The sequence below is a fragment of the Bradyrhizobium sp. 154 genome, from assembly GCF_023073875.1.
In the GTDB taxonomy this organism is placed as follows: Bacteria; Pseudomonadota; Alphaproteobacteria; order Rhizobiales; family Xanthobacteraceae; genus Bradyrhizobium.
On sequence record NZ_JADPKG010000009.1, the window covers coordinates 1 to 11,784 of the forward strand.

Genomic DNA, 11,784 nt, shown 5'->3' on the forward strand with positions numbered 1-11,784 from the left:
CTCCAAGATTGCGCTTTCTGAGATCCTCTGTCCGTGGGCTCGAGTTTTTTGAAGGCACCCCCCCCGGTTCGGCCGCCCTTCGCGATCCAAGCCCGCCAAGCGGCATCCACGATGGTGATGCGGTTGGGATCATTGCGCCGGCCGAGAAGGCGGCGCTCCTCGACGTGGAGAAGCCCGGAACGGGCAGCCGTCCGGATCGCGTTGCGTGCCGTCGAGGCCGACACCCCGGCTCGCGCCGCGATGGCCGACACGCACAGTTCACATGCGCCGCGCGCCCGCACCTCGTCGGCGATGATCCGTAACGCGGCGAGTTCGCCAGTCGTGTGCCGGGCCGCGAGCGCCGGGGGCATTGGACCAGAGGCAGCCAAGGTCCGCCGTCGCTCTAGTGACCGAGCGCGATCCGGCGAGCGCTGATGGCGTTTCGGGGGGAAGATGGACGGTCGGCCCGGCGGGGCGTCGCTCCGCGGCCGGGAGCTAGCAGGCCTTCGCGGCGGCACGGGCGCGGCCGGGATGACCGTCCGCCCCTCGATCAGCGCCGACAGCGCCTCGGCCTCGGCCTCACTCACCTGGCCCGCCCCGAAGGCGCGCCACAGCAGCGCCGCCACCTCGGGCAGCGCGCCCCGGGGCGCAACCTCGACGGCGCGCCTAAGTTCTTCAGCGAACATGTCCCAGCCCTTGCGGGCCACGGCACAGCAGCGAGCATCGCCTTAGCGGGCGACACCCTTCCACAGAACGAGCAAGACCGTTGACGGGATTGGCGTCCCGTCTTGACCCCTAAGGGTGCTCGTGAGACTGTCGGGAGGTGTTTGATCCCCCGCCGGTCTCTATGAGATCGGTCCACGGCCTCTCAGGTTGGCGCCTGAGGGGCCGTTGCTTTTTCTACGTTGCCGTCGTGGCGGTTATCTCCTCGAACCGGCACGAGTCCGGCATTCGCCCACCATCCCCGTACCGACACAGGCAGTCAACACGGCTACGGTAAGCCCTCCCTCGACGGGGGTCTCGAAAGGGCGGTCAGATACCCTTTCGAAAGAGTTATGGACACACCCTCTCGTCCGTCTCATTCCGAGTGACCGAGGGGCTGTCATGAGCGAGGTGTCGAAGGGGGTTTCGTCCCGCATCATGACGTATGCGGAGATCGAGGAAGCATTCTCTCTGAAACCGGCTTCAGCTCGGCAGCTCGTGCGCCGACAGGGCTGGCGTAGGCTCCCCGGTAACGACGGTAGGACCCGGATAGAGATCCCTATCGAAGAGTTTGAGCGGGCTCTCAAGAGAGGTGTCGAAACCCCTCTCGATGAAAGCGAAATCGATGCTGAGCCTCCTGTCGAAGGCCCTCTCGAAAGGACCTTCGTTGCCTTCCTAACCGCCCATATCGAACGGCTCGAGCGGGCTCTCACAGAGGCGCAGCAAGCTCTGTCGCAGGCGGTAGCTGACAGGAGCGCCGAGACTGAGAAATCCGATCACTTAGTCGGGGAGGTCGCCGCTCTCGCTCGGCAACTCGCCCAGGTCGTTGAGGAGGCCGGGGGTCGCGAGCGCGAGCTGCAAGCGCGATTAGCATTGGCCGATGCCGCAGCGGCTCAATCACGGGTAGAGTTGAGTGCTTTGGAGAAGAGAGCCGAAGCGGAGACCGCCCAGGCCCGCGCCGAGCTGGAAGCCTGGAAAGCACGCCCATGGTGGCGTCGGCTCGCCGGCTGAACCGCAGTTGTGCACCAGTCCGGATCTGGGAGGCTGTAAGTTCGTAGATCGTCGTGGGTACGGGTGTCCGTCATGAACGAGAGATCGCGTCGCCCACCACAGGAGCCAGGGCGGCCGGGATCCTACTGCAAGCGGCGTGCGGTCTCTGGTACCGGCAGATCGCGGCGGGCGGCCTCGGGGGCTTCCTGGCGGTCCGTGACCCAGATTATCGCAGCGCGCTCGGCCGCGGTCACAACCCGCCCTGGGCCTGCTGCACGGGCTTCCGAGATCAGGGCCTCCAGGGCCGATCTCAGCTCATCTGTGAAGGCGTCGTCGTTCACCCGGTTTGGACCTTTGGTATTTCGTCTACGCCAACTCGGGGTCATCGCAGAGGATGTTCGAAAACGTACGCTAAGCGCCCATACCTATGCAGATTGACAGCGCGGAGACGAACGTTCTCTCTCCGCCTCGTGTCCCGAGATCTCGCCTGCTTGCTTACCAGCATGAGCCGCTGCTGCACGCTAAGTTTTTAGGAAGCCAAGATCATAAATCATCGGTGCTAGCTTCGATGTCAGCGTCTCGTAGGTTGAGTCAAAGACAGCAAATTCGGTTTCGATTTTGTCTTTCTGTTCCTCGCGTCGACCAAGAGCGGATCGGATCTGATACCATCCAACATCGGGGCGATTGAGTTTGAGGCTTTGACGAACGCTATATACATCGGTGATGGAGAAATACGTTTGCCAAAGGATTTTACCTGCTCGTAAGACTGCGGAAGCCTCAACCGAAAACTTCTTTTTATGTAGGTATTGAACCATAAAATCTGATTCAAATCGGTCAGGTGCATTAACTTCAGCCTCGGTGAACGGAATAAAGTGATTGACCAGACTCCATTGGCGACCATTCCACTCCAATCCGTTCGCGCCAGCCGTCAGATTTTGTGTGCTGAACAACATCCAGACTAAGCAGTCCATCTTAAATTCTTCAGTAAGAGGCTCATCAGGCTGTAAGAACTGATCCCGATCATTGAGCCACGACGGCTTAACTAGACGCCGTACCGCAAACACAACTGCCGATTTCCAGAGATTTTCCTTGGTGACGAAAAAACCGCCTGCGCTACAGTACCCTGATGATAGCAAGGCGGTAAGATTTGCGTGTTGAACATCACCACCGGGCGCAATCATTCCGCCGATCGCTCCGTCTGCCCATTTAGTGCCACGCACATCTTTAATACTAGTCGTTGGCACGAGCGCGCCTTTCAAGGGCAGGGCGTCATCCTTATTAGACCTTGCCCGCTTAATCCAATTGCTCAGAAATCGCTCACTTGGTAGATTATAGAATTGCTTTTCGCCAATTGCTTCGCCTTTTTTATTAAGAACCTCCGCAACTATGTTTGTAATTGGTGTCTTCTTTTTTGCGGAATTATCGGTTTCCCAAATAAGGAAGCCAATAGGGAAATTCCCATTTAGACCATCGAATGCTTTGCTAGGCACCAAGAAACCGCCGAGATAAGATGCATTCCAAAACGACCTGAATGGCTCAAAATTTGGAGCATTTACATATTTCAAGGTACTGAACATAGCCAAGGTAGCGTTTGGTATCTCTTTGGCGATCCGCACTAGAAATTGCACGAATAGTTCGCGCGAAGCGTATCCAAAATCACTGATCGTTTTAGCAATCTGCGTCTTTGAAACGCTTTTTTTGCTCTCTGAATTTTTCCCACGAGAACTTGTGATGTTATCTATGTTTGCAGCTTCTGCATATGGCGGATTGATAAGTATCAGGATCTTTCGACCTTCGGCGATTGCCTGCCGCAGAGCGGGCGGCACTTTGTTGGTGAGGCTATAGTCAATTCTGCCATCAGCCGTAATGTCATCATTGAGATAATCATATTGAAACCGAGTGGCGGAAACGCAGGTTCTAGTAGCTTTCATAACATCGACGTCAGCTTGATCTAATGTACTCATAAAAACGTTTCGCGGGTTGGAATGCTTGGTTTCCAAGTTCCCAACGCCGCAGCACATGTCCCAAACTATGTAGTTCTTCTGCCAGTTCTTCCCAAGAACGTCGGCTAACTTATCGTAGGCTTTATCAACCACGTGGAGTGGAGTATAGAAAGCGCCCTTGAAGCTACGCTCGTCTAGCGGGATTAGGGAGTCGCGACGCTCTAATAAGTAATTGCGATACTCCTCATCTGGTGGGCGGTGATAAATTGACCAGAACTGACGGTAACCCTCACGATTACCTAGTTTATAAAGTTTACCGTCGAGGGAAAATACGGGCGCTTCTCCTTGATGGAGAAGTTCGGCCGGCAAGTTTTCATGAGTCGCCTTGGTTCCGTCATGCATGATGTCGGCGAAAAAGAGAAGGGCATATTTATCTACCGGAGCACCGCCGATTTCCCGACCGATCATCTCGACCCATTTATCGAAAACTTGCTTCAAATTATCTGGCGTGATCGAAATGCGGATAATATCGCCCTTTGTCAGAGCGGCTTTTACAGTACTGATGAATTCATCTTCGTGCGTCGCTATCCTGAACGAGACCATCCTTGTTCCAATGAACGCGGATACTTGGTCGAGCGCCTCCTTCGGGAATTTAGTAGCCGACTTGCCCCATTTTATCGTCTTCTTTTTCAAAAATGGAATAACATCAGCGGTCTTCATCAGAGCCGCCTTCTCAGTATCCATTACTGCCAGGAACGGTGGTAACTCGTCCCCTTTATTCAACCCATCCTGCACATAATGCAGAAGCTGGGTGAACATCTTATAACTTGAGTCCTTGCCGTGATGTTTAGCCTCGAACCACATTTCCTTCGTACGAATATCAATTAGCCCTTTGGTATATTTCTTCAAGCCTAACGCCTGAATGTAAACATCTTTGACGTCTTCCTCGCTGCGGACATCTTGTAGTTTTTTGTACAGAGACATTATGTTCCCGCTGGACCATGCCCGATGCACGGTAGACATCGCCGTTCGCATATGCCGTGGCAAGCGCTGTGGCAGCGTCGTGAATATCCTCACCCATGGGGTTCTCGTAGTCGAGGGCGGCGGAGACAACGCCTACTGGACACGCGTCCTCGTCACGTAGAAGGGGACCCAAAACTCAGTTCGAAACCACGAGGCGTAGGCCCTGGCGCGGGAGATACGCGCGCTCAACGTCGGCTTCGTTCGCAGCCAGAAGGCGCGCCAAGTCAGACAAGCTGTATCCAAGCTCGTTGCAGTGATACTTGATGATATCTCTAAGGCGCCAAGGTTCTTCTACCTGTATTTCGTATGGCTCACCCTCGTTGAAAGATTTATTATACTGAACATTCATGTTTTTGTACTGAGAATCAGTAATTAATTTTAGGTCGTAAGTTCTTTTAATCAAGCTTTTTATAGAGACCTTCCAGTACGCTTTCACTCTACCGAGAGCAGTAATCTTAGGAGATATCAAATATGATTTGATATCCGAGGCAGGCATGAGGAAAGCCGCAGCGAAGCGGTGCGCCTCCTCTTCCATCTTCTGATCGTCGTCAGGCACGGTGTGCATAACGATGTGTCCAAGCTCGTGCGCGAGCGAGAAACGGAAGCGGTCCCCGGCAACATCCTTGTTCATGAAGAAGAGCGGTGGCATGCCCTCCGAACGGAAGCTGATGCCGTCCAGAAGCTTGGTGTGGAAGCTCGTCATGATGACGATGCCGCCCGCCTGCTCAATCGTATCAACCACGCAGGCGACCGGCCCACGCGGCAGCATCCAGTACGCGCGCAGCCGCTCGGCGACCTTCTCTGGCGTGAGGCCGCTCTCGTCCAGGTCGATCTGAGGGATCGGCTTGGCGACTTCCAGGTCGTAGGAGCGCAAGAGCCTCGCCACGTGCTGACGCCGGATGTTGATGACCGCACCGATCCGCGCGAGTGGCTTCGCGCCGAGCTTCGTGCGCTTGCGGTAGTGAAAGGCGGGGAACCCGATCGCGCGCTCGCGCTGATGGAAGAAGGCTGTAGGGAAGCGGAGTGCCTTCGCGAGGTTGCCCAGCACCTCGTCGGAGGGTTGGCCGATCAGGCCGTGTTCGAGCTTCGAGATGAGCGCCTGCGTGACAGACGCCTCTCTCGCCAGATCAGCCTGGGTCATCTCGCGCGCCTCACGCGCGAGTCTCAGCATGTCAGCGTTGAAGACCGCGTCGGTCACTTAGCGTCCTCGTCTCGCACGCGCCGCCTCAAAGTCGGTCCGACCAGTGTCAGGGATCCGCTCCGGCGTGATGTCCACCCACGCAGCCTGGGCTTCCGTAGCGGTGACCTGCGCCGTCCAGATCACGTCCTTGCCGATCTGCCTGACAATCATCACCCGCTCGATCGCGGCCCCGGCGGCATCCATTTGGTAGCCCGCATACAGACGCACGGCCGCCTCGGGCAGATCGAGGAGGGGCATCTCGTCGTCATAATCCTGCTGTTGCAGGGTCTGGTAGTTAGCGTGTTGGCCTAACCCGTTCACCTTCTTGACCCGGATCAGCGCCTGATCCCGGTAGTTGAGCAGGTGAAGCCCCCGGCGATCCAGGAAGTTCACCCCAGGCGTGCCGTCGAAGCGGTCCATCAGCGCTCGTTCGGCGTGGTCGTAGATGCAGCACGCGGCAGCGCGATCACTGTGCTGCGCACGAACCGCATCCGAGTACCCGTCACCGTTGTAGGTGGCGACCGCCTCGTACAAGGCGTCGTGGATGCCGAGCAGCAGGGGCTCGATGATCGCCATCTGGCGCGACTGGTCTTCTTCCACGTCCATAAGGCCCTCTCCATCCGGCAGCACGTCGCGCCCTTGGAAGGATATGGCGGAAAATATAACCGTTTCAATAACCGAGCCGCAACTCCTTGTCGGGCCTTACGCTTTGGACTCCTGGGCGTCCCAGACGAGAGCCCTGGAAGCGCTACAATCCGATCTCGACAGCGAGATTGTCGGCGAACAGGGCCCCCTCACGGACGTACCGGCGCAGGGTGCTGAGCGAGGCGTGACGGGTCTGGTGAGCGATCCGGATCTCGCCAACCCCGGCATGGGCGGCCGAGGTCGCGAACCCCGCCCGCATGGAGTGGCCCGCATAGGCCGCCGCGTCGAGCCCGGCGGCGCCAGCGCGGCGCTGGACGATCAGCGCGACGGCGTTGCCGGACAGCCGCCCGCCGAGGCGGCCGTGACGGTCGACGGCGCGGAACGCCGCCCCCTCGGCGATCCCGGTCGCGGCAAGCCACGCCGTGTAGGCGGCGGCCGGACACGTCGCCTGTCCCGTGCGCCCGACCGCGAGCACCGCGCCGCGACCCTCGGCGTCGGTCTTGCTGCGCCGGATCGTGACCCGCAGGCCCTCGGGCAGGACGGCGATGTCGGCCACGTCGAGGGCGGCCAGCTCGGAGCGCCGCAACGCGGCGGCGGTGCCGACCAGGAGCAGGGCGCGGTCGCGCCGGTCGGCGAGGCCGTCGCCGAGCCCGGCGAGCACCTGCTTCAGGCGCGGCACGGTCAGGGCCTCGGCGCGGCGCTGGGCGGAGCCGCGCTCGCGCCGGAGGCCCGCCAGCACGTCGGCCACGGCCGGGTGGCGCACGTCGAGGCCGAGCCCGGCCCGGCGGTGCCGGGCGGCGAGGCTGCTCACCCGCCGGGCGAGGGTCGCGAGCGACAGCCGGTCGGCGCAGTCGGCGAGGTAGAGCCCGACCACGGCCGGGGCGGCGGGCAGCGGTTCGAGGCCGCGGGCGGCGCACCACCCCGCGAATTCCCGCCAGTCGGCCTCGTAGGCGCGGAGCGTGTTAGCGGCGCGCGCCTGCCGAGCGAGTCCGGCGGCGCGGGCGGCGACCGCTTCCAAGTCGAGCGCGGGGCCGATTGCGGTCTCTGCGACAGGGGTAGGAAGGGTGGTCACGGGGAACCCACGTCGTTGGAGGTTTCGGTCGCCAGCAGGTTCTGGATGAGCGTTCGGTGCGTGTGGTTGATTGAGAGGGTCCAGTCGATCTCGCACAGGAGGCGCTCGGCGCAGGTCCGCGCCTTCGTGCCGGGGTCGAGGCCGTGGAGGAGGTGAACTTGCCGTTCGCGCCGCCGCTCAGTCTCGGCGATCTCCCGATCTGCGTCCGCGAGCGCGTCATCGAGGAGCGATGAGGCCGGGACGGGCGCGACGGTCATCCCTGACCCCTCAGGTCCTGGAGCTGGAGTCGGGCCTCAAGGACAAGGCGTAGTTTCGCGTCGGCGAGATCGAGCAGATCCTGGGCGCTCGCCGGGAGGTCGGGGCGTTCCAGGGCCTCCTTCAGCACCCGCTGTTCCTGACGCAGGCCGTCCAGGGTGCGCATGTCCTCCGACATCAGCCGGTCCTGCTCGGCGGTGTCGGCCCCATCCCGGATTAGGGCGAGGAGCCCAGCAGTCCGCGCGGCCGAGCGCATCTCGATCGCGGCGATCTCCCGGCGCACGTCCCGGAGCATCTGCTCCAACAGCGCCACCATGACCGACTCCGTCTTGACCTCCGATAAGCGTCATTATCACAGCCCAGAAGACGCCACCCCGCGGCTGCCCACACCCTAGGCAGCTCCTTCACGAAACTGTGAATTGCCGCCAATTCGGGCTTTGGCGAGCCGCCAAATTCCATTAGGTTACTTTTAAGAATGTATTCACATGTGGCCAGTGAAGTCCATCGACTTCACTGGGGTGGCGAATGCCCCTCCACATGTGACGGGTCTCTCCCGTCTTTATGATGTCGTTCTTGCTCCTTGTAGCAGTATTTCTCAGCTTTTTCAAGATACTGTCTGCCGGTCCGGCCCACTTATCCAATGGTCTCCGCTCTGTACTTTCGGCAAAGAGCGATATTCATAGACGGCCTCGCAACTGGAAATGCCGGGGCCTCACATGTCCAACTCCAATCAGAACGAAGACCGCAAAGATCAGAATGCCTCCGCTGCGCCGGAAGCTTCAAACCCGCTGCGCCCTCATGATTGTCGATATCTCGTACAGGTCAGGAGAGCCGGTCACCTTTCATGGGAGTGCCGCAAGGAGAATGCCCTTCTTCTGAGTACCGCGACGTACGTTGCGGGCGTCCCCGTTCCGGAAGACGTGCGGATCGAACTCTGGGAATGCGAGATCGAGGATTTCGAGATCGATACCTGGGACCGCGTGCGGCTCCTCAAGCGTGACAACAAGGAAATCACGCCCGAGGACGAACGCGCGTTTGAGCGGATCCGGGTGCGCGTTGACCGGTGTCTGACCTGTCGGTGCAAGGTCCCACCGAACGTCGATGACGGGCCGAATTTCGACCGTACCATCGGCGATCTCATCATCGACGCGCGCGCCAAGAAAGACGCGGAGGCCAAGCCCGCTCCCGTCGTTCCTCAGCCGGCTCCGGCTCCGGTGCCGCCGAACCTCACCCCGAAGGCCGAACAGAAGCGCAAGCCCAAGTCCCGCAAGCCGGTTCGGAACGATGGGTGGGGCAGGGACTAGCGCGCCGGCCCGTGGATCGGCCGCTCAGCGGCCGATCCCACGTCCACGATCTCGCCGCATCACGGCGCGGACCCTCAGTAACTCCTGTTCGATACGATGGCGCTCAATCTCCTCTCGACGCAGGTCGCGCTCACGTGCCGAGGCCTGCTCACCATCTCCCAAAGCCAAGCGCCGCTCAGCTTGTTCGTGCCTCAACGCGCGCTGTCGTTCCTGTGCCTTGATGCGCTCATCGGGAGTCAGGCGCTCCCCTTCGCCGCGTGCCAAGCGACCCACCGACACCGCGAGGTTGGTATCCCGCAGCGAGGCCATGGCACCTTCGCTCAAGCTTTGACGCAGGCGGTCGCCGAGTTGCAACCGAAACTGCGCGGCCTTTCGGAGCAGCGTGCGCAGGGTCGCGGTCAGCGTTTGTCGGCGGGCACGCTCAATCCGGAGCGCGTCTACGGCCTCGCCTTGGTCGGTCTGAATGCCAGCGCGGGTTCGGAGGTGGTGTCCCCGCCCGAGCTTCGGCTCCGGCTTCCGATCAAGCACGAAAACCGCTGCGTCGGCTTCGTCCGCCTTCTCCGTGTCACCGCTGGCGCGCGCATCGGCAGCCTCAGCCTTGGCGTCCTCGCATTGTGCCGCGAGCGAGAGGTGGCTGACCCGCGTCGGCGCTCCGGCACGCTCGAGCGCTTCGTTCAGATGCGAAGCCCACGCTTCACGGAGATGCAACAGGGTGTCTCGAGCGTCGAGAGCTTTTTCCTTGCCTTCGAACCCATCGGGACCGACGCGACGAGTCGAGATCAGCACGTGAGCGTGCGGATTGCCGCCGTCCGGATCGTCTTTTCCCGTCCGTCCGTCGTGGTGCGCGATGTCCGCGACAAGACCGAGCGCGACAATCTCCCGCTCGACGAACGCGCGGACCAGCCGGACGCGATCCTCGACGCTCAGCTCGCGCGGCAACGAGAGTACGGCCTCTTTCGCGAGCCTACTGTCGACCCGGCGTTCGCTCGCCTCCACCATCTGCCAGAGCTTCTGGCGATCCGTGCGAGCCCATGCCGGTGCGCTTGGGGGAGCGAGGAGTTCGCGCGACGAGACGCCCTTGCGCCGCCTGTAGTCGAAGACTTGGCCGCGGCGGGCGCAGACCATCCGGGTGCCGGAGCGATAGGCGGCTGCGGCGACGGCCGAACGCCCGCCGGAGCGGCCGATCACCTTCAGCTCGAAGCGGTACAGCGCCATCCCGTCACCGCGCCCTGTGCGCACATACGTGGTCCAGCGGCCCGACGCTGGCTCGGTTTCAGGGTGAGGAACCCTGACGTCCGGCGCCTAAGCGCCGGACTGGGGGGAAGCCGTCCGGCGGGGCGCAGCCCCTGAGGACCGCGGGTGTCGGACGCAGTCCGAGACGTAACCGCGCCCTTCGGGACTCAACCCTAGCTTTGCCCGCCCCTCGAATGCAACTCTCAAAAAGCGAGCTTCGAACATGGACACGACCGAGACCAAGCCGAAGCGCATCAAGCGCACCCCGGAACAGAGGCTGACGGCGCTTGCCGCTGAGACCGCACGTGTGGAGGCAGAAATCCAAGCCAGGGATGAACGGGAGGCGAAGGTCGTCGGCGCTGTTGTGATCCGATGGGCCTACGACAGCCCTGCCAATGCCAAGCAGCTGGTCTCGATCATCGACAACGACGGTCTTCCGGATGTGGACCTCCGAAGGGTCACCGACCTTCTCGGCCGCCTGCACATCTTCTCCATGAGACAGGATCCTGTTCCGCCCACCGAGACGGAGCACTCGTAGGACCCTGCCGACAATGGACGGCGCGAACTCAACCGACCCCGTCATTGAGTTGCTCGACACGCTCAAGGCAGTCCGCCGCGACGTGGACCGACTCGGGCAGGACATGCAGGGGACGCTCAAGGCCGCACAGGCGGCCGAGATGGCGGCTGCAAAACCTCGTACCCTCACCCTCGACGTGTCGGCCCTCGGGCCGGCCTTCGGAACGCTGTCCGACCGCGTCGCGTCGTTGGACACGACGGTCTCCGCGCTCGGGGCCGACCGACTGCGCAGCGAGGTCGTGGCCGCGCTGCACGACGCGCGCGGTGAGATCGACGCAGCGACGCACGGGGTTCGACAGGCAACGGCTCGGCTGACACTTCGCCTCACCGCAGTTCTGAGCCTCGTCGTGCTGGGCGCCACCGGCGCACAGTTTGCCGGCGTCGCCGCGTCTACCTTCTGGGGTCAGGCGGAACGCGCCCGCCTCGCCGCCGAAGTCGAGCGCCTGCGCGTCGCATTGCCGACGCTCCAGGCGCGGGCCGAGGACTGGCAACGCCGCGCAGGCCGCGTGGTGCTGACGAACTGCCAGTCCGATGACAGGCGCACGCGCCTGTGCGTGCGCATCGACCTGAGCGCGCCGCGGTTCGGCCCGCGTGGCGAGTACGCCGTGCTCGACGGCTACTGAGTGCGCAGCGGGCCGTTCGGAATGACGATCGGGTGCATGAGCCTACCGCATGGATGGCACTCGCCGTGACGGACCCGGTCCGGAATCGGAAGGTGGCCTTGCCCTCGCCCGACCCTGCCTCCCGGCAGCTCTTTGCGACGTTTCCGCTGGCCGCTGACCGCTCCAAGATTGCGCTTTCTGAGATCCTCTGTCCGTGGGCTCGAGTTTTTTGAAGGCACCCCCCCCGGTTCGGCCGCCCTTCGCGATCCAAGCCCGCCAA

12 protein-coding genes are annotated in these 11,784 nt (G+C 61.6%); 4 read left to right on the plus strand and 8 right to left on the minus strand.

Going from position 1 to position 11,784, the window contains the following annotated elements:
- A partial coding sequence (locus IVA92_RS00465; RefSeq protein ID WP_247534091.1) for a hypothetical protein occupies positions 1 to 665 on the minus strand: 665 nt, incomplete at its 3' end.
- Positions 666 to 1,083: 418 nt separating this feature from the next.
- On the opposite strand from IVA92_RS00465, the gene IVA92_RS00470 reads away from it, so the two are divergent.
- On the plus strand, positions 1,084 to 1,692 hold the full coding sequence (locus IVA92_RS00470) for a hypothetical protein (protein ID WP_247299906.1): 609 nt from the start codon (positions 1,084 to 1,086) through the stop codon (positions 1,690 to 1,692).
- Between the two features lie 500 nt (positions 1,693 to 2,192).
- Here IVA92_RS00470 and IVA92_RS00475 read toward each other — a convergent pair whose 3' ends face one another.
- From IVA92_RS00475 to IVA92_RS00500, 6 genes are all read right to left on the minus strand, one after another.
- Positions 2,193 to 4,598, minus strand: a complete 2,406-nt coding sequence (locus IVA92_RS00475; protein WP_247299909.1) for a hypothetical protein — start codon at positions 4,596 to 4,598, stop codon at positions 2,193 to 2,195.
- A gap of 175 nt (positions 4,599 to 4,773) precedes the next feature.
- Positions 4,774 to 5,835 carry an XRE family transcriptional regulator gene (locus IVA92_RS00480; RefSeq protein WP_247299911.1) on the minus strand — a complete coding sequence of 354 codons (1,062 nt, stop codon included), beginning with the start codon at positions 5,833 to 5,835 and terminating at the stop codon, positions 4,774 to 4,776.
- Positions 5,836 to 6,423, minus strand: a complete 588-nt coding sequence (locus IVA92_RS00485; RefSeq protein ID WP_247299914.1) for a hypothetical protein — start codon at positions 6,421 to 6,423, stop codon at positions 5,836 to 5,838.
- 142 nt (positions 6,424 to 6,565) lie between these two features.
- Entirely contained in the window at positions 6,566 to 7,480 is a 915-nt protein-coding gene (locus tag IVA92_RS00490) for a tyrosine-type recombinase/integrase (RefSeq protein ID WP_247304047.1), read from the minus strand.
- A 50-nt stretch (positions 7,481 to 7,530) separates the two neighbouring features.
- Entirely contained in the window at positions 7,531 to 7,791 is a 261-nt protein-coding gene (locus tag IVA92_RS00495; RefSeq protein ID WP_247299890.1) for a hypothetical protein, read from the minus strand.
- Positions 7,788 to 8,105 (minus strand): hypothetical protein, encoded by a 318-nt coding sequence (locus IVA92_RS00500; protein WP_247299892.1) that lies wholly within the window; start codon positions 8,103 to 8,105, stop codon positions 7,788 to 7,790. Before IVA92_RS00500 ends, IVA92_RS00495 begins: the two co-directional genes overlap by 4 nt.
- A 400-nt stretch (positions 8,106 to 8,505) precedes the next feature.
- Here IVA92_RS00500 and IVA92_RS00505 point away from each other — a divergent pair, with 400 nt between their 5' ends.
- Entirely contained in the window at positions 8,506 to 9,093 is a 588-nt protein-coding gene (locus IVA92_RS00505; protein WP_247299893.1) for a hypothetical protein, read from the plus strand.
- Positions 9,094 to 9,117: 24 nt separating this feature from the next.
- Here the strand turns inward: IVA92_RS00505 and mobQ are convergent, their stop codons facing one another.
- The gene (gene mobQ / locus IVA92_RS00510) at positions 9,118 to 10,308 is read right to left on the minus strand and encodes a MobQ family relaxase (protein WP_247299895.1); all 1,191 of its coding nucleotides are present in this window, start codon (positions 10,306 to 10,308) and stop codon (positions 9,118 to 9,120) included.
- Positions 10,309 to 10,549: 241 nt separating this feature from the next.
- Between mobQ and IVA92_RS00515 the strand changes: the two genes are divergently transcribed.
- A complete protein-coding gene (locus IVA92_RS00515) occupies positions 10,550 to 10,864 on the plus strand; it encodes a hypothetical protein (protein WP_247299899.1) in 315 nt (104 codons plus the stop codon).
- Between the two features lie 13 nt (positions 10,865 to 10,877).
- Positions 10,878 to 11,525: a hypothetical protein gene (locus IVA92_RS00520; RefSeq protein WP_247299902.1), complete on the plus strand. Its 648-nt coding sequence runs from the start codon at positions 10,878 to 10,880 to the stop codon at positions 11,523 to 11,525.
- Positions 11,526 to 11,784: the final 259 nt, after the last annotated feature.